At 58.4% G+C, this 26,160-nt stretch carries 24 protein-coding genes; 13 read left to right on the forward strand and 11 right to left on the reverse strand.

The genetic code is table 11. From position 1 onward, the window contains the following. Positions 1-343 precede the first annotated feature (343 nt). From GBC55_RS23555 to GBC55_RS23570, 4 genes are all read right to left on the reverse strand, one after another. Positions 344-1,339: a lysylphosphatidylglycerol synthase transmembrane domain-containing protein gene (locus GBC55_RS23555; RefSeq protein ID WP_162439848.1), complete on the reverse strand. Its 996-nt coding sequence runs from the start codon at positions 1,337-1,339 to the stop codon at positions 344-346. After that, complete coding sequence (locus GBC55_RS23560; protein WP_162439849.1) at positions 1,336-2,112, reverse strand: DUF2334 domain-containing protein; 777 nt, start codon at positions 2,110-2,112, stop codon at positions 1,336-1,338. Before GBC55_RS23560 ends, GBC55_RS23555 begins: the two co-directional genes overlap by 4 nt. Further along, positions 2,105-3,226: a glycosyltransferase family 1 protein gene (locus GBC55_RS23565; RefSeq protein WP_178114328.1), complete on the reverse strand. Its 1,122-nt coding sequence runs from the start codon at positions 3,224-3,226 to the stop codon at positions 2,105-2,107. Before GBC55_RS23565 ends, GBC55_RS23560 begins: the two co-directional genes overlap by 8 nt. 234 nt (positions 3,227-3,460) lie before the next feature. Next, complete coding sequence (locus tag GBC55_RS23570) at positions 3,461-5,350, reverse strand: methyl-accepting chemotaxis protein (RefSeq protein ID WP_162439850.1); 1,890 nt, start codon at positions 5,348-5,350, stop codon at positions 3,461-3,463. A 172-nt stretch (positions 5,351-5,522) separates the two neighbouring features. Between GBC55_RS23570 and GBC55_RS23575 the strand changes: the two genes are divergently transcribed. Beyond that, positions 5,523-7,010 (forward strand): helicase HerA-like domain-containing protein, encoded by a 1,488-nt coding sequence (locus tag GBC55_RS23575; protein ID WP_162439883.1) that lies wholly within the window; start codon positions 5,523-5,525, stop codon positions 7,008-7,010. Positions 7,011-7,067: 57 nt separating this feature from the next. Here GBC55_RS23575 and GBC55_RS23580 read toward each other — a convergent pair whose 3' ends face one another. Further along, positions 7,068-7,523 carry a DciA family protein gene (locus tag GBC55_RS23580; protein ID WP_162439851.1) on the reverse strand — a complete coding sequence of 152 codons (456 nt, stop codon included), beginning with the start codon at positions 7,521-7,523 and terminating at the stop codon, positions 7,068-7,070. Positions 7,524-7,830: 307 nt separating this feature from the next. Here GBC55_RS23580 and secA point away from each other — a divergent pair, with 307 nt between their 5' ends. The 4 genes from secA (at position 7,831) to GBC55_RS23600 (ending at position 13,638) form a co-directional block, all read left to right on the forward strand. Then, positions 7,831-10,566, forward strand: a complete 2,736-nt coding sequence (gene secA, locus GBC55_RS23585) for a preprotein translocase subunit SecA (protein ID WP_162439852.1) — start codon at positions 7,831-7,833, stop codon at positions 10,564-10,566. A gap of 120 nt (positions 10,567-10,686) precedes the next feature. Continuing rightward, a complete protein-coding gene (gene argJ, locus GBC55_RS23590) occupies positions 10,687-11,904 on the forward strand; it encodes a bifunctional glutamate N-acetyltransferase/amino-acid acetyltransferase ArgJ (RefSeq protein ID WP_162439853.1) in 1,218 nt (405 codons plus the stop codon). A gap of 160 nt (positions 11,905-12,064) precedes the next feature. Next, positions 12,065-12,697: a glutathione S-transferase family protein gene (locus tag GBC55_RS23595; protein ID WP_162439854.1), complete on the forward strand. Its 633-nt coding sequence runs from the start codon at positions 12,065-12,067 to the stop codon at positions 12,695-12,697. Then, a complete protein-coding gene (locus GBC55_RS23600) occupies positions 12,694-13,638 on the forward strand; it encodes a Nudix family hydrolase (protein ID WP_162439855.1) in 945 nt (314 codons plus the stop codon). The genes GBC55_RS23595 and GBC55_RS23600 overlap by 4 nt, the downstream gene beginning before the upstream one ends. A 90-nt stretch (positions 13,639-13,728) precedes the next feature. On the opposite strand, the gene GBC55_RS23605 is transcribed toward GBC55_RS23600, so the two are convergent. Genes GBC55_RS23605 through GBC55_RS23615 form a run of 3 tightly spaced genes read right to left on the reverse strand, consistent with a single transcriptional unit; the run spans position 13,729 to position 17,313 of the window. Then, entirely contained in the window at positions 13,729-14,310 is a 582-nt protein-coding gene (locus GBC55_RS23605) for a cob(I)yrinic acid a,c-diamide adenosyltransferase (RefSeq protein ID WP_162439856.1), read from the reverse strand. A 3-nt stretch (positions 14,311-14,313) separates the two neighbouring features. Further along, a complete protein-coding gene (locus GBC55_RS23610; protein ID WP_162439857.1) occupies positions 14,314-16,350 on the reverse strand; it encodes a HAMP domain-containing sensor histidine kinase in 2,037 nt (678 codons plus the stop codon). Between the two features lie 45 nt (positions 16,351-16,395). Next, positions 16,396-17,313, reverse strand: coding sequence for a putative 2-dehydropantoate 2-reductase (locus tag GBC55_RS23615; RefSeq protein ID WP_162439858.1), 918 nt, complete (start codon positions 17,311-17,313; stop codon positions 16,396-16,398). A gap of 133 nt (positions 17,314-17,446) precedes the next feature. Between GBC55_RS23615 and GBC55_RS23620 the strand changes: the two genes are divergently transcribed. Then, the gene (locus GBC55_RS23620; protein ID WP_007906601.1) at positions 17,447-17,932 is read left to right on the forward strand and encodes a YajQ family cyclic di-GMP-binding protein; all 486 of its coding nucleotides are present in this window, start codon (positions 17,447-17,449) and stop codon (positions 17,930-17,932) included. Positions 17,933-18,065: 133 nt separating this feature from the next. Next, entirely contained in the window at positions 18,066-18,908 is an 843-nt protein-coding gene (locus tag GBC55_RS23625) for a mechanosensitive ion channel family protein (protein WP_162439859.1), read from the forward strand. Positions 18,909-18,985: 77 nt separating this feature from the next. Here GBC55_RS23625 and GBC55_RS23630 read toward each other — a convergent pair whose 3' ends face one another. Together GBC55_RS23630 and GBC55_RS23635 are read right to left on the reverse strand one after the other, a co-directional pair. Beyond that, the gene (locus tag GBC55_RS23630; RefSeq protein WP_162439860.1) at positions 18,986-20,314 is read right to left on the reverse strand and encodes an OprD family porin; all 1,329 of its coding nucleotides are present in this window, start codon (positions 20,312-20,314) and stop codon (positions 18,986-18,988) included. Positions 20,315-20,844: 530 nt separating this feature from the next. After that, positions 20,845-21,051, reverse strand: coding sequence for a hypothetical protein (locus tag GBC55_RS23635; protein ID WP_162439861.1), 207 nt, complete (start codon positions 21,049-21,051; stop codon positions 20,845-20,847). A gap of 152 nt (positions 21,052-21,203) precedes the next feature. On the opposite strand from GBC55_RS23635, the gene GBC55_RS23640 reads away from it, so the two are divergent. Together GBC55_RS23640 and GBC55_RS23645 are read left to right on the forward strand one after the other, a co-directional pair. Continuing rightward, complete coding sequence (locus GBC55_RS23640; protein ID WP_162439862.1) at positions 21,204-21,629, forward strand: HIT domain-containing protein; 426 nt, start codon at positions 21,204-21,206, stop codon at positions 21,627-21,629. A 3-nt stretch (positions 21,630-21,632) separates the two neighbouring features. Next, positions 21,633-21,839: a SlyX family protein gene (locus GBC55_RS23645; protein ID WP_162439863.1), complete on the forward strand. Its 207-nt coding sequence runs from the start codon at positions 21,633-21,635 to the stop codon at positions 21,837-21,839. 64 nt (positions 21,840-21,903) lie between these two features. On the opposite strand, the gene GBC55_RS29835 is transcribed toward GBC55_RS23645, so the two are convergent. Then, on the reverse strand, positions 21,904-22,506 hold the full coding sequence (locus GBC55_RS29835) for a cold-shock protein (protein ID WP_162439864.1): 603 nt from the start codon (positions 22,504-22,506) through the stop codon (positions 21,904-21,906). A gap of 309 nt (positions 22,507-22,815) precedes the next feature. Between GBC55_RS29835 and GBC55_RS23655 the strand changes: the two genes are divergently transcribed. The 4 genes from GBC55_RS23655 (at position 22,816) to aspS (ending at position 26,127) form a co-directional block, all read left to right on the forward strand. Continuing rightward, positions 22,816-23,286 (forward strand): Dps family protein, encoded by a 471-nt coding sequence (locus GBC55_RS23655; protein ID WP_162439865.1) that lies wholly within the window; start codon positions 22,816-22,818, stop codon positions 23,284-23,286. 260 nt (positions 23,287-23,546) lie between these two features. Continuing rightward, complete coding sequence (locus GBC55_RS23660) at positions 23,547-23,873, forward strand: ribbon-helix-helix domain-containing protein (protein WP_162439866.1); 327 nt, start codon at positions 23,547-23,549, stop codon at positions 23,871-23,873. Between the two features lie 147 nt (positions 23,874-24,020). Next, on the forward strand, positions 24,021-24,242 hold the full coding sequence (locus tag GBC55_RS23665) for a zinc ribbon domain-containing protein (protein ID WP_010457489.1): 222 nt from the start codon (positions 24,021-24,023) through the stop codon (positions 24,240-24,242). Positions 24,243-24,351: 109 nt separating this feature from the next. Beyond that, positions 24,352-26,127 carry an aspartate--tRNA ligase gene (gene aspS / locus GBC55_RS23670; protein WP_162439867.1) on the forward strand — a complete coding sequence of 592 codons (1,776 nt, stop codon included), beginning with the start codon at positions 24,352-24,354 and terminating at the stop codon, positions 26,125-26,127. The last annotated feature ends 33 nt before the right edge of the window (positions 26,128-26,160 follow it).

Consider the following 26,160-nt stretch of genomic DNA (forward strand, 5'->3'; position numbering starts at 1 on the left):
CTCCGGTCCTGCTCCGTGGGCCCGCCGCGATCGGCCATCCATGGCCGTGCGCGGCTAACCCGGCATCCATGCCGGGTTGCCCACTGCGCAGAACCTGCGCTCGGCCTTCCGAGGGGGCAAGAAGATCAAAAGCAGATCAAAAGCCAAAGCGAGGCGGCCTGATAGCCGACCTGACTTTCGAAGCGCACGCGGTCACCTGTGGGAGCCGAGCTTGCTCGCGATAGCGGCCTGACAGCCGACCATTCTCTTCGGATTTACCCGGATCAAACTGTGGGAGCTGGCCTGCCGGCGATGGCGGCCATGAAGGTGCCTCAATTCGCTCCGATACAACAAAACTCTCGCCCTACGCCTGCTTGACCCTCATTAACTTCTTCAAAAGCGGTCTGCCCAGCATCAACAGGAACACCGGTCCGCCCACCAGTAGATAGAAGTAGTAGGTCACCGCCCGCCAGATCAGAATCGCCGCTGCGGCAGTGGATTTACCCACCATGGGTGCCAGCAGCGCTGCTGAAGTCAGTTCTGCCGCTCCGGCGCCGCCCGGCAACAGGCTGAATTGCCCCGCGCTGAGAGAGAGCATCTGGATCAAAAAGGTCCAGGCCCATTGCAGGTCCGCGCCCAGGCCGCGCAGTGCCAGGTACAACACGCTGTAGCGCAGCGCCCAATGCAGGCAAGTCAGTGCAAACACCGTGATCAATGTCTTGCGGGGTAGCTTCAATGTGTCAGTGAACGCTGCCAGAAAATGCAGGAGTTTTCGTGCCCATCGCAGGCGCGTGCTGGCCTGGACGTTGAGACGAGCGAGCAAACGACCGGTCAGGCGAATCAGCAAGCGGTGGTAGCGTGCCACTACCACGCAACTGACCAGACCACCGAACATCGAGAGGGCGCTGACCATCAGCAGCCACTCCATGCGCTGGCTCAGGTGCTGGAACAGTGCATAAATCAGGATCCCACTGAGCGCACAGAGAAAAAACACCAGGTCACTTAACTGGTCCATTGCAAATACAGCGCTGCCCCTGGCCGGTCGGACGCCGTTACGGGCGAGCAGTGCCATGATCGTCAGCGGTCCACCGCTGCCCCCGGGCGTGGCGCAATAGGCAAATTCGGCGGCCATCACCACGCCAAGGCTTTTCACCCGGCCGACCTTGTCGCGCTGATCGCCCAGCAATAGACGTAAACGCAGGGTGTTAAGCACCCAGCACAGCAGGATCATGCCGAACATGATGAGAAGCCAATGCAACGGAAAGTTGCGCAGCCGGTACCAGGTTTCGTTGCCTCCGAGCAGGGAGGGGATCAGCACCGCAACCAGCAGCGCGACGAGCAGCAGAATTCCGCGACTCATGCCGCGTGACCGATGCGCTGGTTTTGCCGTTCAAGCCACCGGGCTTTGGTCATGGGGACGCGGCCTTCGTCGAGCAGTCGTTTAAGGGTTTGTAGCCAATAATTGCGTGAAAACTCATGGCGCATGTCCACTGGATGCAGGCCGAGACGAATCACGGGTGCATGCCGCCGATGTTGTTCACGATAATCGCTGATCCACTTCGACAATCCCCGGCGCCATGGGCTACGCGCGCTCCAGACCAGTCCGGGTGCATCAACCGTGCTGAAATCGGGCAAGCGATACAGGTGCTGCGGGTCGCTGGTGTAGCTCAGCGGTAACTGGCGCAGTGCCTCGCGTGTCCCCTCGCTCATCAGCCAGGCTGGCGCGACGAAGCCATGAAGCGGCCAGTTGTAGCGATCAAACAGTTCGATGCCTGCGCGTAAGCGGGCAAGGGCCGCCTGTTCGGACAGGGTGTAGAACTCACCTTCGTGGGTGTAGACCCGACGCATGAACCAGTCCCGTGGATTACTCGGTTTCGTGCCGTCATCGCAATGAAAGTAGCCGTGAAGAGCCAGTTCATCACCTCGGGCGACGCGATGGGTGAGCATTTGCCGGAAGTCCGGGTGAGCATCGAGATTGTTGTGCCGGTGAAAATCGGGCACGACCAGCCAGGTCATCGGCACATCGCCCAAGGCGTCGACGGCTTCAACGAAAGGTTGGTAGTCGGCCCAGGTTTGTGGCGCGACATCATGCAGCACCAATAACAGGCTGGGCGAGTTCATGGCTTTATCCATTGGCCGTCCGCGGCCAGTGGTTGCCGAGCACGGCGTGGTAGTGCCCCAGAAGACTATTGACCACGGTGTCCCAGGCGTAATGCTGTTCGACATGGGCGCGGGCTTTTTTACCAAGCTCTGCACTGCCTGAGTGGAACAGTTCGCGGACCGCACTGGCCATCGCCGACGAATTGTTCGGGGCGCAGAGCAAGCCACATTGATCAGTGACGATCTCCTTGAATGCCCCGGCATCAACGGCGATGACCGGGATGCCGCTGGCCATGGCCTCCAGAATGACCAGGCCGAAAGTTTCCTGGTCGCCGGCATGCACCAGCGCATCGGCACTGGCTAACAATCGCGCCACCTGTGCAGCCGGGCAGAACTCATCGACGACGGTAACGTTATCCGGCACGACTGCCGGCATGGACGAGCCGACCAGTAGCAGATGATAGCGAGCACCTAGCTGTTTCATGCAATCGAGCAGCACCGGCAGGTTCTTTTCCTTGGAGCCGCGCCCGGCAAAAATCAGCAAATGGGTCTCTTCAGCAATGCCCAGTTCGGCCCTTAGTTCCGGGTCCCTTGCGCCAGGATTGAATGTTTGCAGGTCGACGCCCAAAGGCTGGACGTAAACATTCTTGACCCCAAGCCCCTTGAGTTTTTCAGCCATGACCTGGCTCGGCGCCAGCACCCGGTCGAAGTTGCCATAAAGTCTGCTGACATAGGCTTCGACATTCGGGGTCACCCAGTTGCCCATGCGATTGCTGCACAGCAACGGCAAGTCGGAGTGATAGAAACCAATCACCGGCACATCCAGTTGACGCTTCGCATCTAAAGCAGCCCAGGCGGTGAGGTATGGATCGCCGACTTCTATGAGATCAGGCTGCAAATCCTGCAGGACGTTTCGCCACGGAGCCAAACGTACGGGGAAACGGTAGCCCTTGCCGAAGGGCAGGGCGGGAGCGGGAACGGTGAAAATGCCATCCCGTTCGCTCAGGTGGGCACCGGGGATCAGCAGGCTGTGGCGAATGCCAGGCTTGATCCCCAGGCGTCGGTGTTTGGCATCCAGATACGTGCGCACGCCACCGCTGGCAGGGGCGTAGAACATGGTTATGTCAGCGATATGCACGATGAGCATCCCTCCGGTCCGTTGTTCTCCCTTGGTTGACCTTTATGAAGGATAGATGTTCGGTTGGGGTTTGCTGGCGCAGGGGTTAGTGGGGGGCGGTGAGAGCAAGACCGCCATCGCTGCATCGGTATCTACACATCTTTCAGGAGCTGCCAAAGTCCTGTGGCGCGGGAGTCATTCCCTCGCCACAAGTTCGGTGTGTTCTACGACGAGATACGTAGATCTGATGGAGCGCCAACCGTTCTAGATTCGGAAACTCCCCACCAACTGTTTCAAGCGCGCGGCCTGCTGTTCAAGGTCGGAACACGCCCGCAACGTCGATTGCAGGTTTTCCACGCCTTCCTGGTTCAGCGTATTGATCTCCGTGATGTCGACGTTGATCGATTCAACCACGGCCGTCTGTTCTTCGGTCGCGGTGGCCACCGACTGGTTCATGCCGTCGATCTCGCCAATCCGCAAGGTGACGCTGTTCAAGCGTTCACCGGCGAGGTTGGCGATGTCCACGCTGTCCTGGCTGTGGCGCTGGCTGTCGCTCATGTTGCTGACGGATTCACGGGCGCCGACTTGCAGTTCCTCGATCATGGTCTGAACCTGTTGCGCCGATTCCTGGGTGCGATGCGCCAGGTTGCGCACTTCATCGGCCACCACCGCAAATCCACGTCCCGCTTCACCCGCTCGCGCTGCTTCGATCGCCGCGTTGAGGGCCAACAGGTTAGTTTGCTGGGAGATGCTGGTGATCACTTCAAGAATCTGGCCGATGTTCACGGTTTTGCTGTTCAGCGATTCGATGTTGGTGCTCGACGCGCTGAGCATGCTCGACAGCTGATTCATCGCGGCAATGCTGCGGTCCACCACTTGCTGGCCGTCTTCGGCCAGGTTGCGGGCGTCGCTGGCCTGACTCGAGGCCTGTGCAGCGTTGCGGGCGATTTCCTGGGTGGCGGCGCCGAGCTGGTTGATCGCCGCGGCTACGCTGCTGGTGCGTGAGGCTTGTTGGTCAGAGTTGAACATCGACGAGTTTGAAGCGGCGAGCACGCGCAGGGCCACTTCGTTGACTTGGCCGGTGGCCGATGACACTTCGCGGATCGAACCGTGGATACGTTCCACAAAGCGGTTGAATGCGGTGCCGAGGACACCAAACTCGTCGTTGTTCTGGATGGTCAGGCGCTTGGTCAGATCGCCTTCACCGTCGGCAATGTCTTCCATGGCGCGGGTCATGACATGCAGCGGCTGGATCAGGATGCGGATCAGCATGCCCAGCAAGGCAATGATGATTGCCACGGCAATAAGGGTCGCGACGACGGCCGAGGTGCGAAATTCGCTAAGCATCGAGAAGGCTTTTTCTTTATCCACCGATAAACCGATGTACCAGTTCACCGAAGGCAGGCCTTTGACGGGGGTGAAGTTGACGATGCGGGTCTTGCCATCCACTTCCACTTCGCTGAAATCGCTGCTGATACGCGGCGTGTTGCGTGGATAGGCCTCGCTCAACGTTTTCATCACCAGCGATTTGTCCGGGTGCACCAGGATCTTGCCGTCGGCGCTGACCAGGAATGCGTAGCCCATGCCATCGAAATCCCGAGCGCTGAGGGTGTCGATCAAGGTTTGCAGGCTCAGGTCGCCACCGACCACGCCGATGCTCTGACCGGCCTTCTTCGAGGCGCTGGCGATGGAAATGATGGTTTGGCCCGTGGCCGCATCGACGTAAGGTTCGGTCAGCGTCGCAGTGTTGCTGCTTTCGGCGCCTTTGTACCAAGGGCGCACGCGCGGATCGAAGCCAGCAGGCATTTTCGCGTCCGGGCGAATGGTGAAGCTGCCGGTGGCATCGCCAAGGTAGGACGCCATGAAGGTCGATGTCAGGGCTTTCTGCTCGAGCAGGCTGTCAACCATGGACCGCTCGGGGTTGAGGGCGATGTTCTGGGCAAGGTTGTCGATCAACAGGATGCGGCCGGTCAACCAGGTCTGAATGTTGCTGGCGGTAACATCGCCCATTTCAGTGAGGTAGTTGTCCAGGTCTTCGCGGATGGCGGTACGCTGCAAGTAGTCGTTGTACAGCGTGAACGAGGCGAAGGCGGCGATGACAATGAGCGCGGCGGCAAGCAGTATCTTATGGCTGAAACGCAGATTTTTGTTCATGGCTTGGGGTTCCGCTAAGGTCTTAATGTCAAGGGCGTGCTTTTATAAAGGAACGCGAAAGGGGTGGTGGTAAACACAAGCGGATAGTTCCGTGCTCTCCTTAGGGAATTACCGACGCTATTAGTCTTTTATATCGGCCGTGAAGGATCAAAGATTAACCATGGGTGACAAAATGCCTGACTCCTTGCAACTCGTTATCGGTGCCGATCTCGCGGGGCAGCCGATCGCCCAGGCGATGCGTCTCGCAAACCGCCATGGCCTGGTCGCCGGCGCTACCGGGACCGGCAAAACCGTCACCTTGCAACGCCTGGCCGAAGCCTTCAGCGATGCCGGCGTGGCGGTGTTCGCGGCGGATATCAAAGGCGACCTGTGCGGGCTGGGCGCTGCCGCAAACCCACAGGGCAAGATCGCCGAGCGGATCGCCGGGATGCCCTGGCTGAACTACACACCTCAGGCGTATCCGGTGACGTTGTGGGATATCCATGGCCAGTCGGGTCACCCGTTGCGCACGACTTTGAGCGAGATGGGCCCGTTGCTGCTGGGCAGCCTTCTGGAACTGACTGACAGTCAGCAGTCGGCGCTGTATGCCGCGTTTAAGGTGGCCGACCGTGAAGGTCTGTTGTTGCTGGATCTCAAGGATCTGAAGGCGCTGCTCAATCATTTGCGCGACCACCCGGAGTCATTGGGCGATGACGCCGCACTGATGACCACCGGTTCCAGCCAGGCATTATTGCGGCGCCTGGCGACGCTTGAGCAGCAGGGGGCGGAAGCGCTGTTTGGCGAGCCTGCCCTGCAACTTGAAGACATATTGCAGCCGGCCGTCGATGGTCGCGGGCGCATTCACCTGCTTGATGCCAGCCGTCTGGTGCACGAGGCCCCGAAGGTCTACGCGACGTTCCTGCTGTGGCTGCTGGCCGAGCTGTTCGAGCAACTGCCGGAACGCGGCGATGCGGAAAAACCGTTGCTGGCGCTGTTTTTCGACGAAGCACATTTGTTATTCGCTGGCACGCCCAAAGCCTTGCAGGACCGCCTGGAACAAGTGGTGCGGCTGATTCGCTCGAAAGGTGTCGGGGTGTATTTCGTCACCCAATCGCCGGGCGATCTGCCGGATGATGTGCTGGCACAGCTTGGCCTGCGCATCCAGCACGGGCTGCGCGCGTTTACCGCCAAGGAGCAGAAGTCCCTGAGGGCGGTGGCTGAGGGTTTCCGCCCGAACCCGGCATTCGATGCCTTGGCAGTGTTGACGGAGCTGGGCATCGGCGAGGCGCTGGTCGGTACGTTGCAGACCAAGGGCACGCCGGAGATGGTCCAGCGGGTGCTGATCGCGCCACCGCAATCGCGGATCGGGCCGTTGACCGAGACGGAGCGCACAGTGCTCATTGCAGGGTCGCCGTTCAAGGGGCGTTACGACAAACCGATCGATCGCGAATCGGCCTATGAAGTATTGATGGGGCGCAAGGGATTGGCGCCCGAGCCTGAAGCGTTGCCGGGAAAACCCGCCGCTGAAGAGCCAAGCTTTACCGACAAGGCCGGGGAGTTTCTCGGCACTGCTGCAGGGCAGGCACTGAAATCAGCGATGCGACAGGCGGCTAACCAGTTGGGCCGGCAATTGGTGCGCGGGTTAATGGGGTCGCTGCTGGGTGGCAGCAAAAAACGCTAAAAGCAAAAGATCGTCCGAACGCGACCCGAGCCTTCGGACGATCTTTTGATCCTGCTTTCAATCCTTGGGTTTGGCGTGAGCCGCCAGTCGTTCAAGCGCAGCCCGCAGGTTCGGGTCGGTAATGCCATCGGCCGTCGCCTGGATGGTCGCCCCGGCGTCAACCGACAAGCTGATGGTATGCCCCGCCGCCCCTTGCGGGACAGTCGGTGGCTGCACCTTGAACAGGATGCGTGTCAGGCTGGCAAACTCATCGAACAGCTGCAATTGCCGTTGCAGGCGTTTTTGTTGATAGCGCAGGCGGGTCGCCCAGTGGCCGTCGGTGACGATCAGCAACAGGCTCCCTTCGCGCCATGAAGCCACGTGGCAATGCTCGCGGGCAGCCGGCTGCAATTGGCTTTCCAGCAGACGCTGGAGATGACCCAGGCGTTGAGCGTGGCCGAAGATGGCTTTCAGCGGTTTGGCTTCGCGAAGCAGGACGGCGGGTGCTCTGGCCGTAAGAGGGCGAAATGCCATGATCAGACACCTGAAGTAACAGAGCCGCCATGTTAGCAGAAAGCACCCGATTGACCCGACCCATTGCTTTGCGAGCGCTTTACCCATTAAATCAACAAGTAACTTCTGCCGTGTATGACTTGAAGTTCAGCAAAAAGCCCTTATTTTAAGTGAGCCCCGTAACAACGCTGTGCCAGCATCGTGGAACAACGCCACTTTCCTCACCATCGTTTCCGGGTAGAATGCTCGTTCGCATGCGGCCATGAGGGCTGCTCGGGCGACTCACGGGGCCGCCCTCCATCCCTTTAGTGTGGAAGATCCTGCCGATATGTTTGCGCCTTTGTTAAAGAAACTTTTTGGAAGCAAGAACGAGCGTGAAGTCAAACGCATGCTCAAGACGGTGCAATTCGTCAATGCCTTCGAAGAGCAAATGGTGGCCCTTTCGGACGATCAATTGCGTGCCAAGACAGACGAGTTCAAGGCCCGCATCGCCAAAGGGGAAACCCTCGACAAGTTGCTGCCAGAAGCCTTTGCGGTCGCCCGCGAAGCCGGTAAGCGTGTCATGGGTATGCGCCACTTCGATGTCCAGCTGATCGGCGGCATGACCTTGCATGAAGGCATGATCGCGGAAATGCGTACCGGTGAAGGCAAGACCCTGGTGGCAACGCTGGGTGTTTACCTCAACGCGCTGTCCGGCAAGGGCGTGCACGTAGTGACAGTGAACGACTACCTGGCACGTCGCGACGCCAACTGGATGCGTCCGCTCTACGAATTCCTCGGCCTGACGGTCGGCGTTGTCACGCCGTTCCAGCCGCCGGAAGAAAAACGCCTGGCCTACGCCGCTGACATCACCTACGGCACCAACAACGAATTCGGCTTCGACTACCTGCGCGACAACATGGCGTTCAGCATGGAAGAAAAATTCCAGCGCGAACTCAATTTTGCCGTGATCGACGAAGTCGACTCCATCCTCATCGACGAAGCGCGTACCCCGCTGATCATTTCCGGTCAGGCCGAGGACAGCTCCAAGATGTACGTCGAGATCAACAAACTGATCCCGCAGCTGGAGTTGCACGTCGAGGAAGTTGAAGGCGAAGTCACCAAGGCGGGTCACTACACCGTCGACGAGAAGACTCGTCAGGTGGAGCTCAACGAAGCCGGTCACCAGTTCATTGAAGACATGCTCACCCGCGTCGGCCTGCTGGCTGAAGGCGAGAGCCTGTACTCGGCACATAACCTGGGCCTGCTGACCCACGTATATGCCGGTCTGCGTGCGCACAAGCTGTTCCATCGCAACATCGAATACATCGTGCAGGACGGGCAGGTCGTCCTGGTCGACGAACACACCGGTCGTACCATGCCGGGTCGTCGTTTGTCCGAAGGCCTGCACCAGGCCATCGAAGCCAAGGAAGAACTGAACATCCAGGCCGAGAGCCAGACCCTGGCCTCGACTACGTTCCAGAACTACTTCCGTCTGTACAACAAGCTGTCCGGCATGACCGGTACTGCAGACACCGAAGCGTTCGAGTTCCATCAGATCTACGGTTTGTCGGTGATGGTCATTCCGCCAAACAGACCGTTGGCCCGTAAGGACTACAACGACCTGGTGTTCCTGACCGCCGAAGAGAAATACGCAGCGATCATCACCGACATCAAGGAATGCATGACCCAGGGCCGTCCGGTGCTGGTGGGTACTGCAACCATCGAAACTTCCGAGCACATGTCCAATCTGCTCAACAAGGAAGGCATCGAACACAAGGTTCTGAACGCCAAGTTCCACGAAAAAGAAGCCGAGATCATTGCCCAGGCCGGTCGTCCCGGCGCACTGACCATCGCCACCAACATGGCCGGTCGCGGTACCGACATCCTGCTGGGCGGCAACTGGGAAGTGGAAGTGGCTTCGCTGGAAGACCCGACGCCTGAGCAGATTGCCCAGATCAAGGCCGACTGGCAGAAACGTCACCAGCAAGTGCTCGAGTCGGGCGGCTTGCAGGTGATCGCGTCCGAGCGTCACGAATCGCGCCGTATCGACAACCAGCTGCGTGGTCGTGCGGGTCGTCAAGGTGACGCCGGTTCCAGCCGTTTCTACCTGTCGCTGGAAGACAGCCTGATGCGCATCTTCGCCTCTGATCGGGTGAAGAACTTCATGAAAGCCCTGGGCATGCAGCCTGGCGAAGCGATTGAGCACCGCATGGTGACCAACGCCATCGAAAAGGCTCAGCGCAAGGTTGAAGGCCGTAACTTCGACATTCGTAAGCAATTGCTCGAGTTCGACGACGTCAACAACGAACAACGTAAAGTGATCTATCACATGCGTAACACGTTGCTGGCCGCTGACAACATCGGGGAAACCATCGCTGACTTCCGTCAGGACGTGCTCAACGCTACCGTCAGCGCACACATTCCACCGCAATCGCTGCCTGAGCAGTGGGATGTGGCCGGTCTGGAAGCGTCGTTGCAGAGCGACTTCGGCGTGGCGTTGCCGATCCAGCAATGGCTCGACGAAGACGATCACCTGTACGAAGAGACCCTGCGCGAGAAGCTGATGAACGAGCTGATCGCGGCGTACCACGAGAAAGAAGACCAGGCGGGCGCCGAGGCGCTGCGCACCTTCGAGAAGCAAATCGTGCTGCGCGTACTGGATGACCTGTGGAAAGACCACCTGTCGACCATGGACCACCTGCGTCACGGTATCCATTTGCGTGGCTACGCCCAGAAGAACCCGAAGCAAGAGTACAAGCGCGAGTCGTTCACGCTGTTCTCCGAGCTGCTGGATTCGATCAAGCGCGACTCTATTCGTGTGCTGTCGCACGTTCAGGTTCGTCGCGAAGATCCGATCGAAGAAGAGCAACGCCTGCGCCAGGAAGCCGAAGCACTGGCGGCACGCATGCAGTTCCAGCACGACGAAGCGCCTGGTCTTGAGCAACCGGAACTGCTCGGTGAAGAGGTCGATGTGGCCCTCGCCGCTGCGCCGGTACGCAACGAGCAGAAGCTGGGTCGAAACGAACTGTGCTACTGCGGTTCGGGCAAGAAATTCAAGCATTGCCACGGGCAGATCCAGTAAAACCCGTTTCATACGCTGAAATACCCGCGCCGCGACCGGCTTATGCCGTCGCGGCGTTTTGCCATTTAACACCGCCGTTCATTCTGTGACGGTGATGACTACTTTTTAAGGAGCGCATTCATGGCTGTTGGTCTTGGTCCTTTGCCAACGTTGCACCCGGTTGCCGGTTTTGAACTCGGCATTGCATCGGCTGGCATCAAGCGCCCCGGGCGCAAAGACGTCGTGGTCATGCGCTGCGCCGAAGGTTCGACGGTGGCAGGCGTGTTTACGCTGAACGCCTTTTGCGCCGCCCCGGTGATTCTGGCCAAGCAACGCGTGCAAGGCCCTGTGCGTTACCTGCTGACCAACACGGGCAACGCCAACGCCGGTACCGGCGAACCTGGCCTGGCCGCCGCCGAGCGCACCTGCGCCAAACTGGCAGAGCTGACCGGTGTCGATGCCAGCCTGGTGCTGCCGTACTCCACGGGCGTGATCGGTGAGCCGCTGCCGGTCGAGAAGATCGAAGGCGCGCTGCAAGCCGCTCTCGATGACCTGTCGGTGGACAACTGGGAAGCTGCCGCCACCGGCATCATGACCACTGACACATTGCCAAAAGGCGCCAGCCGCCAGTTTCAGCATGACGGCGTAACCATCACCGTCACTGGCATCAGCAAAGGCGCCGGCATGATTCGCCCGAATATGGCGACCATGCTGGGCTACATTGCCACCGATGCCAAAGTCTCCCGCGATGTGCTGCAAAACCTGTTGCTGGACGGCGCCAACAAGTCGTTCAACCGCATCACCATCGACGGCGACACCTCGACCAACGACTGCTGCATGCTGATCGCAACCGGTCAGGCAGCACTGCCGGAAATTACCCGCGCCGAAGGCGAGTTGTTCGCCAAGTTGAAGCAGGCCGTGTTCGAAGTGTGCATGGACGTCGCTCAAGCCATCGTCCGTGACGGTGAAGGCGCGACCAAGTTCGTGACCGTTGAAGTCAATGGCGGCGGCAATCATCAGGAGTGCCTGGACGTTGGTTACACCGTGGCACACTCGCCGCTGATCAAGACGGCTCTGTTTGCTTCCGATCCAAACTGGGGCCGCATTCTGGCCGCTGTTGGCCGTGCGGGTGTGCCAGACCTGGACGTGAGCAAGATCGACGTGTTCCTCGGTGAAGTGTGCATCGCCAGCCATGGCGCCCGCGCAGCAACTTACACCGAAGCCCAGGGCTCGGCGGTGATGCAGCAGGAAGAAATCACCATCCGCATCGAGCTGGGTCGCGGCGATTGCAGCGAAACCATCTGGACCACCGACCTGTCCCACGAGTACGTCAAGATCAACGCTGAGTACCGTACGTAAACCGGGCCGGCCGAGCGCGACCCCGGCCCATCGCGAGCAGGTTTGCTCCCACATTGGATGTGTGTACAGCTCGATCCATTGGGGGCGCGGGCTTACTCGCGATGACGGTCTGCCAGTCACCACAAGACTGGCCTGTTTTCCTCATCAAAAGGTCCCGAACATGAGCCTGCACCTGATCATCGGCGACAAACTGCTTTCCTCCTGGTCCCTGCGCGGCGCACTGGCTCTCGAACTGGCCGGCGCTACCTATACCGAAGAATTGATCAAGCTGAACCAGCCCGATACTCGCGAACGTCTGCTCAAGCACTCGCCGACCGGGAAAGTCCCTCTGTTGAAAACCGAGCACGGCACCATCGCTGACTCCATGGCCATTGCTGAATACCTGGCCGAACAATTCCCCGATGCCAATCTATGGCCAAAAGACACCGCCGCCCGTGCCCAGGCGCGTTCGGCCTGCGCGCAGATGCACGCCGGGTTCTTCGCCATGCGCGGCAACATGCCGTTTGACCTGTCTCGCGATGCACCGCTGTCGCCGGTTCCAGCGGACGTTCAGGCAGACACTGAGCGCATGCTGGCGTTGTGGGCCGAGTGCCGTAACGCTGCGACCGAACCAGGTGCGTTTCTGTTTGGCGATGCGACAATAGCCGACGCCTTTTTCGCGCCGATCGCCGTTCGCCTGCGCACCTATCAGGTGAAATTGCCGGCGGTTGACGAGGCCTATGTCGAAACCATCTACCAATGGCCAGCATTCAAGGCTTGGCAGAAAGCAGGTCTGGAGGAGGTTGGGCAGTGAAACGTGTTCATGTAGCTGCAGCGGTTATTCGTGACGGCAGCGGCAAGATCCTCATCGCTCGTCGTGCGGACACTCAGCACCAGGGTGGCCTTTGGGAGTTTCCCGGTGGCAAGGTCGAGACCGACGAATCTGTTGAAATCGCCCTGGCGCGGGAGCTTCAGGAGGAGTTGGGCATCGTGGTCAACGCTGCGCGTCCGCTGATCAAGGTCCGACACGATTACCCGGACAAGCAAGTGTTGCTGGATGTGTGGGAGGTGTCGGCGTTTAGCGGCGAGCCTCACGGCGCTGAAGGCCAACCGCTGGCCTGGGTCGCACCCCGTGATCTGCTGGATTACGAGTTTCCGGCCGCCAATCAGCCAATCGTCGTAGCCGCGCGTTTGCCTGCCGAATACTTGATCACCCCCGAAGACCTGGAAACCCCGGCCCTGCTGCGCGGTATTCAGAAAGCCATTGCGGGCGGCATCAAGCTGATCCAGCTGCGGGCGCCCAACGGCTACGATCCGAAGTACCGCGATCTGGCCGTGGATGCAGCGGGTCTGTGTGCCGGCAAGGCGCAGTTGATGATCAAGGGACCGTTCGAATGGCTGGGTGATTTTCCGTCAGCCGGGTGGCACATCACTTCGGCACAATTGCGCAAACACGCGGCTGCGGGCCGACCGTTGCCGACATCGCGCTGGTTGGCTGCGTCCTGCCACAACGCTGAAGAGCTGGCACTGGCCGAGCAGATGGGCGTGGATTTTGTGACGTTGTCACCGGTACAGCCGACCCAGACGCATCCGGATGCTCAGCCGTTGGGTTGGCCACAGGCTGCCACGTTGATCGAGGGATTCAGCAAGCCGGTGTTCCTGTTGGGCGGTGTTGGCCCGACTGAACGGCAGAAGGCTTGGGAAGCAGGGGCGCAAGGTGTGGCGGGGATTCGGGCGTTTTGGCCTGAGGCCTGATTTTGTGTTCAGGCTGCTGGCCCCATCGCGGGCAAGCCTTGCTCCTACAGGAGTAATGCTTGCTCGCGATGGGGCCACTCAATGCTTGGACTAAGCCTCAGGTTTGGAAGCCGGCTGCCACAAAATCTCGGCAACGCCCTGGCGCTTGGCAATCAAGCGCGCCACCACAAACAACACATCCGATAACCGATTGATGTAGGCCAACCCAACCCCGGCCAACGGTTCAATCGCATTCAACTGCTGGCACCGGCGCTCCGCACTGCGTGCCAGGCTTCTGCACACATGGGCCTGGGCGATCAGCATCGAGCCGCCCGGCAGGATAAAATTCTCCAGCGGTCCCAGCTCCTCGTTCCAGAGATCAATGGCCGCTTCCAGGCGTTCGATTTCAGCCGCGTTCAGTGCTTGATACACCGGCATCGCCAGCTCGCCACCCAGATCGAACAGGCGGTGCTGACAAGGTGCCAACACGTCGATCACTTCGTTCAAGCCCGGATAACGGTCGCTTTCTGCCGCCAGACCCGCCAATAACACGCCGACCTGGCTGTTCAGCGTATCAACCTCGCCAATCGCCTCGATGCGCGGGTGATCCTTGGGGACGCGGCGGCCGTCACCCAGCCCGGTTTCGCCTTTGTCGCCGGTGCGGGTGTAAATCTTCGACAAGCGAAAGCCCATGGGTTACCTCGATAGCTGATTGAGTTCTTGAGAGACCAGCGGAGTGCCCGCCAGGGGCAGGCGTAAGGTGAAACACGTGCCTTGGCCCAAGGTCGATTGCACTTCCATCTGACCCTTGTGGTTGTTGGTGATGATGAAATAAGAAACGGACAGGCCAAGGCCGGTGCCCTGGCCGATTTCCTTGGTAGTGAAAAACGGCTCGAAGGTGCGCTTGCGGACGTTCTCACTCATACCGATACCGTTGTCCTCCACCTGGATCTCCGCCCAAGGCGGGTTCAACTTGGTACGCAGGATAATTCGTCCGGGCTCACGGTCATCCTCGCGCTGGTGAATGGCCTGTGCGGCGTTTTTCAGCAGGTTGAGTAACACCTGTTCCAGTTCGTTGGCGGTGCCAGGCACCGGGCCGAGCTGTGGATCGAACTGGCGAACGATGGCCTGGCCTTTGAAATCGAAACCGATCGCCAGGTCGAAGTCGTTACCCGCGATTTCCACTGCCTGATCAATCAATGCCGGTAGATCGCAGGGGGCCATTTGGCGGGTGCTGCGACGGCTGAAACTGAGCATGTGCGTCACGATCTTCGCCGCGCGAGCGCCCGCCTGCTGGATACCGTCGAGCAGCTGTGGGACTTCGCGCGCGACCAGGTATTGGTTAACGGTCTCCAGCTCAATACCCATGAGTTCAGCTTGTTCGAGGTTTTTCGGCAGCTCCGAGGACAGGCGTCGGCGAATGTTCTGCACGTTATGCAGGATGGCGCCCAGCGGGTTATTGATCTCGTGGGCCATGCCGGCCGCCAGCCCCCCTACGGAAAGCATTTTTTCCGACTGCACCATCATTTCTTCGAGCGACAGGCGTTGGGTGATGTCATCGATGCGGATCACCACACCGCGTCCGGCCCCGCCCATCAATGGATAAAACGTCAACGCATAATGCTTGGGCTCGTCGTCCTTGAACCAGGTCACACGCTCGATCTTGGCCACGGTGTGCTGTTCGACTGTTTGCTTGAGTTGCGGCAGGAACGGCTTGAGGGGTTCGAACGCAAGGAATATCGGCTGATTCAACGCTTCATCGAGGCGCGTACCGGACAGGGCGCTGGCTTCCTGATTCCATTGCGTCACGTAGAGCTGTTCATCCAGTGCGATCAGCGCCGACGGCATGGAGTCGATGATGCTGTTGAGGTAGTTCTGGAAGCCCGTGAGTTTCTTTTCGATCTTGCTGCGCACCTGGACTTCGAGCTCCAGCTTGCGGTTGGTGTGACGGGTTTCTTCGGCCAGACCCTGGGCCTGGTCATAGGCTGCCTGGGAGTCGTCCCGGGCGCGCTTGAGTTGGTGCTCGCGGGCTTCGATTCGCGAGAGCATGGTATTGAACGCCTCGGCGAGGCTGCCGATTTCATCATGGTTGCCCCGGGACGCGCGCAGGGCATAGTTCTCTTCGCGGGTCACCTGTCGGGACAGTTCTTCGAGTTGATGGATGGGCTGGGTAATCAGGCGCTTGATCTGCCGGGCGATCACCAGCCATAACAGCACACTGAAAATCAGAATGCCGAGACTGGCCGTCAGGGTGCCGGTGTAGAAGGCCACCGGTAATTCGCTGCTGGCAACCAGGAGCAAATGGCCGGGAGCCGTGCCGGGGCGGGGCAGGGTGATCAGTTGATTGCTGCGAAATTCAGTCGCTTGCCAGGACTCGATGTGCCGGTAGCGCTCCGGCAGCTTGAGCTTTTCGCCATGTTGCAGTTGCGCGAGCCGTTCGCCCTTGCCGTCGTAAAGTGCCGCCGCGCGCAACGGGGAATAGCTGTTCAGTTCGTTGAGCAGGCGTTCGGCGCTTTCCGGCGACTGCAAGGCCTCGGACACCAGACTCGGGTTGGACACCAGCCGCCCGATGGTCTGCAACGCTTGGGGCGCCATGCTCTCCTGCGAGATGTAATACGCGGCGCTGACAAAGGTCAGGTTGGCGACCAGCAGGACAGTGGTCAATAGCACCAGCAGGGCGGCCAGCAGTTTCTGGCCGACCGGGAGGTTTTCAAGGCGCTGGCGCAATGGCATCAGGTTCGTCGCTGAAAAGGAACAAGTGGCCAGCGTAGCCGCTGCTCAGTCGCTGGGCAATCCAAGGGTGTGCAGATGGGCGATCAACCGTGACTCAAGCTGATTGAGGTGCGGCAGGTTCAATTGATGCCGGGCGGCGACTTTACAGGCGTAGCCCAGCAGGTAGCTGATTTCGGTGCGCCGCCGATTGCTGACGTCCTGATACATCGAAGAGTAATTGGCTGCGGTGGCATGGATGACGCGCTCTACTTCCTGCTGCAGTTCCTCGGCAGCGGCGGGCTGGCCGCAACGTTCGAGCAGCTCGGTCAGTTCGCCACAGAGGGTGGCGACTTCGCAATGATGGTCCTGAAGGCCGCCGTTGCGGCAATCGTGCAGCACCGTCAGCGGATTGATCGCACAGTTGAGCGCCAGTTTTCGCCACAGTCGAGTCAGGATATCGGTACTCCATTCATGTGGGATGCCCGCGGCGGTTACATCATCCAGCCAGAACGGCGCCACTGGATGACTCGCATCTCCCAGCCAGGTGTAACCGTGGCCGGCGAACACTACGCGCCAGTCGCCATCGCGAAAGGCGCCTTCGGTGCTTGAAGCGAAGATGCAGCGCGCCTGTGGGGCCTGTGCGGCGACGGCGTCCTGGCTGCCCAGGCCATTTTGCAAGAGGATCAACTCCGCTCCAGGGACCATTCGGGGTACAAGCTGGGCGACAGCGTTCTCGGCATCGTAGGCTTTGCAGGCCACCAGCAGGCGGGCAATCGGTTCACTGTTGTCAGGTGTCTGCGCCGGTACCGGATAGCAGCGTGCTTCACCGTGTTCGATCAGTGTCAGCCCGCCCGCGGCCTCGTAAGCTTGCAGGCGCGTCGCGTCCCGCACGATCAACCTGACCGGTAACCCGGCACGTGCCAGGCGTGTAGCCCACAATGTGCCGAGACTTCCGGCGCCCAGAACATGCCAGGTGGTGGACATCAGCTTTTTGCTCGGATTGAGGCGTGCATCAGCGGCTCGCAGTGAATGATGGGAAAGACCCGTTATAATCAGCGCGGATTTTAACCGCAAGCCAGGCGTGCTCCATCGGTACGCCTTTTATTGGAGAGATTACATGCCGTCGTTCGACGTGGTATCCGAACTGGACAAACACGAAGTCACCAACGCGGTCGAAAACGCCGTCAAGGAACTCGATCGCCGTTATGACCTTAAAGGCAAAGGCACCTTCGAGTTCAAGGAAAAGGACCTGACTGTCAACCTGACTGCCGAGGCCGATTTCCAGCTCGAAGCTATGATTGAGATCCTCAAGCTGGCGCTGGTCAAGCGCAAGATCGATGTGCAGTGCCTTGAGGTCAAGGACGCTTACGCATCGGGCAAGCTGATGAAGCAGGAAGCTGTGCTCAAGGAAGGCATCGACAAAGAGCTGGCGAAGAAAATCGTCGCTCACGTCAAGGACGCCAAGCTCAAGGTCCAGGCCGCCATTCAAGGCGAGCAAGTGCGTATCACTGGCAAGAAGCGTGACGACCTGCAGGAAGCCATTGCGGCCCTGCGCGCCAAAACCTTCGACATGCCGCTGCAGTTCAACAACTTCCGCGACTGACGGGGGCGGGAACCTCTCGGCGTTTTCGGCGTCCGAGGCCCAAGCAACGGCAGAAACGATTGAGCCCCATGGGTTCGGTCTTTCTGCCGCTCATTTTTCGTGTGCCGGGTAGCCGGAAATCAGGAGTGTAACGATGGATTTGAATGCTGAAGTGGACAACCTGGTCAAGGCGTCCCAGGCCTGGATTCCGATGATCATGGAATACGGTAGCCGTGTGCTGCTGGCGATCATTACCCTGGCCATCGGTTGGTGGCTGATCAATAAGGTCACGCAAAAGCTCGGTGCCCTGCTGGCGCTGCGTAATGCCGACCTGGCCCTTCAAGGCTTTATCAGCAGCCTGGCGAACATCATTCTCAAGGTATTGCTGATCGTCAGCGTGGCGTCGATGATCGGTGTCGAAACCACATCATTCGTTGCGGCCATCGGTGCAGCGGGTCTGGCCATCGGCCTGGCATTGCAGGGCAGCCTTGCAAACTTCGCTGGCGGCGTGCTGATTCTGTTGTTCCGCCCGTTCCGTATTGGTGACTGGATCGAAGCTCAGGGTGTCGCAGGTACAGTTGACAGCATCCAGATCTTCCACACCGTACTGCGTACCGGCGACAACAAAACCATCATTGTCCCGAACGGTAATCTGTCTAACGGCATTATCACCAACACTAACCGTCAACCGACTCGCAAAGTTGTCTTTGATGTGGGCGTGGATTACGAGGCGGACTTGCAGAAAGCCCGTGAAGTCTTGCTGGATCTGGCCAAGGACGAACGTATTTTGGCAGAGCCGGCTCCGCAAGCCGTCATTTCTACACTGGGCGATAGTTCGATTACTGTTTCCCTGCGTGTTTGGGTTAAAACAGCTGATTACTGGGACGTGATGTTCATGTTCAACGAACAGTCCCGTGATCGCTTGAAAACTGCCGGTATCGATATCCCGTTTCCACAACGGGTGATTCGAGTGGTTCAGGAATCTGCGGTGCAGTAACTGTAAAACGTAAACAATAAAAAAGGCCCATCCGAAGATGGGCCTTTTTTTGGTTACCGCGAACTAACTGCTTTCGATTACAAGATCGACAGCGGGTAGTCGACGATCAGACGGAACTCGTCGATATCGCCTTCGCCTTGGTCAGTGTTGGCGCGGTGCCATGCTTGACGAATGCGGAACGACAGGTCTTTAGCCGGGCCAGCTTGTACTACGTACTTGGCCTCAACGTTGGTTTCGTGGTGTTTGCCATCTTCACCGTACAGGCCAGCGTATGCGCCATTAGTTGGAGCGTTCGAACCGTCGATGTCCCAACCTTTAACGTAACGGGTCATGAAGCTCAGACCAGGAACGCCGTATTCGGCCATTTTCAGGTCATAACGTACTTGAGCCGATTTCTCGCCAGGACCGTTGAAGTCAGAGTACTGGATGGAGTTGGCGAGGAAGATCGAGTCGCCGCCACGGTTGTTTTTACCCACGCCGACGTAGTCGAACGGAGTATCGCCGTTGATTTTCTGGAAGCCAACGGTGAGGGTGTGTGCTTTCAGGAACGAGAAAGCAGCTGCCAGGGAGAACGCGGTGTTGCTGATGTCGCCGGCTTCAGCGCTACCGGAATCGTCTGTGCGGTAGATGTTACCGTCCAGGTTCACCGACTGATCGCCACCCATAGGGATGGTGTAGTTGGCGTTGGCGTAGTACTGGTTCCAGATATCTTCGAGCTGGGCGCCATACAGCGACACGCTGAAGTTTTCGTTGATGCCGTATTTCGCACCACCGTAGTTGATGGTGTCGGCTTCAACGCCAGCGTAGTTAGCCCACAGACCGCCGTCACGGCCGTTTTTGTCCTGGCTGGTCGCCGAGTAGAAGTGACCGGCTTCGAGGTCAAGGTCTTTGATCTCGCTGCTTTGCAGTTGGAAACCGCTCGCAGTTTGCGGAAGGATACGCGAGCCGCCAACAGCGAATACAGGAGCGGTGCTTGGCTGCATGTCGCCAGCTTTCAGCTCGGTCTTGGAGATGCGAACTTTCAGTGCAGCGCCGGCTTTGCCTTGGCTGTCATTGTTTTCGCCAGCAGCGTTAGTGCTCAGGTTACCCGAACCCGAGTACTTGTCGGAGCCGTCCAGTTTGATGGCGAGGTAACCGAAAGCGTCAATACCAACACCAACGGTGCCCTGGGTGTAACCAGAGTTGAATACACCGTGGAAACCCTGGGTCCAGTCTTTGTCATCGACTGCGCCGTCTTTCTTGTTACGGTTGAAGTAGTAGTTGCGGAGCAGCACGTTGAAAGTGCTGTCTTCAACAAAACCTTTGGCTTCGGCCTGGTCGCCTACGAAAGGTGCGGCCGTAGCCATTTGAGTGCTGGCTGCTGCTGCAACTGCCAGTGCGATCATGCTCCACTTCATCACGCGCATCGTGATTTGCTCCTTTGGTTTTATAAGAGTACTGCCGTCCCACCTGTTTTATTATCTGGGCGGCTCTTTCTTTTTGTGTCGGCGCAAACTTATATCACGCCGACCATGTTGGCGATACTTGCCCATCTAACCTTTCAGCATCTTTACGAGCGTGTCGCAAATAGCGTGGTCGATGTCGCAAATTTGCAGCCCCGACGCAAGCGGACTGACAACTTTTTCGTTGTTTTCCAGGGCCTGAGCATCGGTAAAAAGAGTCCCTGGTAAAACGTGTGAATCTCCATTGGGCAACCCTGCCACTGTTTTTATTTGCCTTCAGGCTGCCACATCCAGTGGAGGCGCCAAAAGCTATGTGGGTGTGAATGCAACAAGCGTGCACAAATCAGGGTTACGCCGCTGTTTTTTTCAGAAACACCTTCTTCCGCTGTAAAAACCTCATAAAGCCGGGGGGTTCAGCGCCTTTTTTCAGGGCTTGACGCCATCATTGGCATCGTGTTTCAGCCTGATGGTCGGCAGCGTGACAACCAAAAACGTTACCGGTTCACCCCGTCAGTGAGTAAACGGCGGATGCCCGACGCATCAGCGTAGACGCACTGTGCGATTTTGGTGCAATAAATTTCAATCGCTGTGCTGAATTCATACAGCAAGCCCGCCAAGCTGTCGCGAACACATCGTTGTTTTTCAGTCATTTCCGAGGTTTTTTTAAAGTAATTGGTTCTGAAGTGGTGCGCCTTGGCCAAAAATGTTCCATGTCGGAGCATGTGTCGTGTGAATTGTCGATCATCGTGAAGCGGGCGGCGTTCGCGGGTATGCTGCCGTCCTGTCGCTTGGCGCGTCCTCTCTGGAGGCGGACGCTAAGCTAAAAACTGATGACCAGCCGGGAGTGCGCGCAGTGTTCGCTTTAGATCCACGACTTCAACAAGACACGTTACCGATCGGGGATTTCCCGCTTTGCCGGCTGCTGCTGTCCAACGATTCCAACTACCCATGGTTCATTCTGGTACCGCGCCGCAACGATATCAGTGAGATGTTTCAATTGGATGTCGCCGATCAACAGCAGCTTTGGCAGGAAACGACTGCACTTTCGGAGTTGCTCAAGGACTCGTTCGACGCCGATAAATTGAATGTCGCGGCGTTGGGTAACGTAGTCAGTCAGTTGCACATGCATGTGATCGTGCGCAAGCGCGAGGATGCTGCGTGGCCGGCTCCGGTGTGGGGCAAACACCCTGCCATTCCTTATAGTCAGGAGCAGGTTGCGACCATTCGCGAGCGACTGCGGCTGGTGTTATCCGATGACTTCACGTTTCTGGAGGGTTGAATCATGAGCCTGGAAGAACGCGTCAACGATCTCGAAAGCCGACTGGCGTTTCAGGATGACACCATTCAGGCGTTGAATGATGTGCTGGTAGCGCAACAGCGCGTGGTTGAGCGCTTGCAGTTGCAGATGGCTGCCTTGCTCAGGCGCCAGGAGGAAATGGCGGGTCAATTCGATTCGTCCGAAGAGGAGGCGCCACCTCCGCACTACTGATAAACAGCAGGCAATAAAAAAACCGCGATCAGCCTGGCTGCTCGCGGTTTTTTTTAGCTTTGGATCAGCGTCGCGGCAGAGCAGCGATCACGTCTTCGGCTTGCAGGCCCTTGTCACGATTCATGACGGAGAACTCCACGCGCTGGCCTTCCACCAGAACGCGGTGGCCTTCGCCACGAATAGCCCGGAAATGCACGAAGATGTCATCGCCGGAATCACGGGAAATAAAGCCGAAGCCTTTGGACGTGTTGAACCACTTGACGGTGCCGGTATCGCGGTTGGTCATGTCATAGCTTGGCGAGGCGGCAGCCGGTGAAGATTTGTAGAAGCTGATCGCCAGGTGCAGCAGAACGGCGATGACGGCAGCGATCAGGCTGAACAGAACGGCAGGCTGGCCGGCAATGACAGGCATTGGCGCGAACAACGTCAGGGTTTGCAAGACGACAGCCAGAACCAGCAAGGCGCTGACGAGGTTTTGCAATTGATGACGCGTGCCTTTGTTCCAGTAAGGAATGACAGGAGCGAGGGTCAGATTAAGCAGGCCGAAAAAGGCCAGGTACAGCGCATCTTGGTGTTGCAGGTAAGGAACAGCTTCGGCTTGCAGGCTAGGGATGAAGGACAGCAGCAAGGCTGCTGCGCCCATTAGCAGGTGGACGATTTTCAACATTTTGATTAACTCACGTTAAGACGGATCACAAGGAAGAGCTGATGGAGCACGGTTCGCTTCAGAACAATAAGAGGCGTTGGGCACGTTCCCGATATCAGCCTATGCGCAGCGCCCGGAAAAATAGGTGCTAGCGACACACTGCCTATTTAACAGCAAAGCCCGTGGCTACTCAAATCAGGGAGTCCAGCGGCACTGGGCGGTCGATTTGTCGCACGCCCCAAGGGCATCCATTGCTGCGGTGTGGCGACAGGCTTGCTAGAGTGGTCCTGCACCTGTTGGATGAATTTTCATCACCTTTAGGGGAAACGCATGGCAATCGATATTGGTATCAGCGAAGAAGATCGCAAGTCGATCGTCGACGGACTTTCGCGTCTGTTGTCGGACACTTATGTGCTTTATTTGAAGACCCATAACTTCCATTGGAATGTCACCGGGCCCATGTTTCGGACCCTGCATCTGATGTTCGAAGAGCAATACAACGAGTTGGCGCTGGCCGTCGATTCGATTGCCGAGCGCATTCGCGCACTGGGGTTTCCGGCGCCGGGCGCCTATTCCATTTATGCGCGTCTGTCTTCCATTAAGGAAGAAGAGGGCGTTCCCAAGGCCGAGGACATGATCCGGCAGCTGGTCGAGGGTCAGGAAGCTGTCACCCGCACGGCTCGCGGTATTTTCCCATTGCTCGACAAGGTCAGCGACGAGCCAACGGCAGATTTGTTGACCCAGCGCATGCAGGTCCACGAGAAAACCGCGTGGATGCTGCGCTCATTGCTGGATCAGTAATAAAGAGCAGGCGAGCGCGGATGACGTCTGGTCGATGTCGTCCGCGCAATGCCATCCTTTTCCCTTCTTGCTGAATGAGCTTTTACCCGCGCATGTAGGAAAACGTCTTCAGCAAGACCCGCTCCGAGATCGCCTCTCAGTTGTAGGCTTATCCTACGTCGACGGTCATAAAGTCATCTGGATATACCTTTGCGCCTGCGCTTTGATAAGAGCCAGCATTGCTCTTGCAAGTGGCGGGATGACAAAGGAGTGTCAACAGTATGGATAGTGTTGTCAGAGGCAAAGAGGGACGGTTCGATCCACTCAAAGGTATCGGGATCGATCCGTTTGTCAGTGAATTCGATATGGGGCTGGCCCAGCCGTTATCACGGTCTGTTCGTTTAAACGGCTTTGCGACCTGTTTGCGGCTGGAGCAGGTTTACTGGGATATTCTGGGAGAAATGGCCAGGGCCAATCGATGTTCGGTCAGTGCGTTGTTGTCTCACGTCGATCGCGAGGTGCATTTGCGCCACGGAGGAGTGAAGAATTTCAGCGGACTGGTCAGGGTTGTCTGCGTTGTACATAGCTTGAAGGAAGGGCGCGCGTGACCCTGACTGGGCAGGCGCGCTAAAAGTGGCAGAGTGTCGGTCTGTGCAGTCTTACGGCTGCACTGGCTGCATTTAATGGATATAATCCCGCACTTTTCCGCAAAGCCCTGCGTATGCGGTAGCAACCTGATCGCCGAGACAACCCCCATGCCGATGTACGACTATCAATGTGCTTCCTGTGGTCATCAGTTGGAAGCCATTCAAAAGATCAGCGCAGCACCGCTGGTCGACTGCCCTGCCTGCCAGGCGCCAGAGCTTAAAAAGATGCTGTCCATGCCAGGCTTCCGCCTTAGCGGTACCGGCTGGTACGAAACCGATTTCAAGACCGGTTCCAAGAAGAATCTGGCTGGCGGCGACAAAGCTGACTAAGGTCTGGAACCTGAGTTGAACGACACGAGCGAGTTCTTGCACCATCAGCAGACTGATGCGCGCGGGGCCTCCAACCGAATTTCGAATTACGAGAAGTGAAACCACTACCATGATGCGCAGCCATTATTGCGGCCAACTGAACGAAAGCCTGGAAGGCCAGGAAATTACCCTTTGCGGATGGGTTCACCGTCGCCGTGACCACGGTGGGGTGATTTTCCTCGATATCCGTGATCGTGACGGTCTGGCCCAGGTGGTTTTCGACCCGGATCGCGCAGAAACCTTCGCCGCCGCCGATCGCGTGCGCAGCGAGTACGTGGTCAAGGTCACTGGTAAGGTGCGTCTGCGTCCGGCCGGTGCCGGCAACGCCAACATGGCTTCGGGCATGATCGAAGTGCTGGGCTACGAACTCGAAGTCCTGAACGAAGCGGAAACCCCGCCGTTCCCGCTCAACGAGTTCTCGGATGTCGGCGAAGAGACTCGTCTGCGCTATCGCTTCATCGACCTGCGTCGTCCGGAAATGCTCGAGAAGCTGCGTCTGCGTTCGCGCATGACCACCAGCATCCGTCGCTACCTCGACGAGAACGGCTTCCTCGACGTCGAAACGCCGATCCTGACCCGTGCCACGCCAGAAGGCGCCCGTGACTACCTGGTGCCGAGCCGTACCCACGCGGGTTCGTTCTTCGCATTGCCGCAGTCGCCGCAACTGTTCAAGCAACTGTTGATGGTGGCCGGCTTCGACCGTTACTACCAGATCGCCAAGTGCTTCCGCGACGAAGACCTGCGTGCCGATCGTCAGCCTGAGTTCACTCAGATCGACATCGAAACCAGCTTCCTCGATGAAAAAGACATCATGGGCCTTACCGAAGGCATGATCCGCAACCTGTTCAAGGAAGTGCTGGATCTGGACTTCGGCGACTTCCCGCACATGACCTGGGACGAGGCCATGCGCCGTTACGGTTCCGACAAGCCAGACCTGCGTAACCCGCTGGAACTGGTTGACGTTGCCGACCAGCTTAAAGAAGTCGACTTCAAGGTCTTCAGCGGACCGGCCAACGATCCGAAAAGCCGTATCGCCGCTCTTCGCGTTCCAGGCGGCGCAAGCATGCCGCGCAGCAAGATCGACGACTACACCAAGTTCGTTGGCATCTACGGTGCCAAAGGCCTGGCCTACATCAAGGTCAACGAGCGCGCGAAGGGTGTCGAGGGTCTGCAATCGCCTATCGTCAAGAACATCCCTGAAGCCAACCTCAATGTGATCCTTGATCGCGTTGGCGCGGTAGATGGCGACATCGTGTTCTTCGGTGCCGACAAGGCCAAGATTGTCAGCGAGGCCCTGGGCGCACTGCGGATCAAGGTCGGTAACGATCTGAACCTGCTGACCTGCGAGTGGGCGCCGATGTGGGTTGTCGACTTCCCGATGTTCGAAGAGAACGACGACGGCAGCTTCACCGCCTTGCACCACCCATTCACCGCGCCGAAGTGCACGCCGGAAGAACTGGAAGCCAACCCGGCGACCGCTCTGTCCCGTGCCTACGATATGGTATTGAACGGTACCGAGCTGGGTGGCGGTTCGATCCGTATCCATCGCAAGGAAATGCAACAGTCGGTATTCCGTCTGCTGGGTATCAGCGAAGCGGAGCAGGAAGAGAAGTTCGGCTTCCTCCTCGATGCTTTGAAATACGGCGCGCCACCCCACGGTGGTCTGGCTTTCGGTCTGGACCGTCTGGTCATGCTGATGACCGGCGCCCAGTCGATCCGTGAAGTCATTGCCTTCCCGAAAACCCAGAGCGCGGCTTGCGTCATGACTCAGGCTCCGGGTGTGGTAGATGCCAAGGCATTGCGCGAACTGCACATTCGTCTGCGCGAAACGCCTAAAGCAGAGTAACGCTGACCGTAAAGGCGCATCCTTCGGGGTGCG

It is taken from the genome of Pseudomonas sp. TNT3, assembly GCF_010095445.2.
GTDB lineage: Bacteria > Pseudomonadota > Gammaproteobacteria > Pseudomonadales > Pseudomonadaceae > Aquipseudomonas.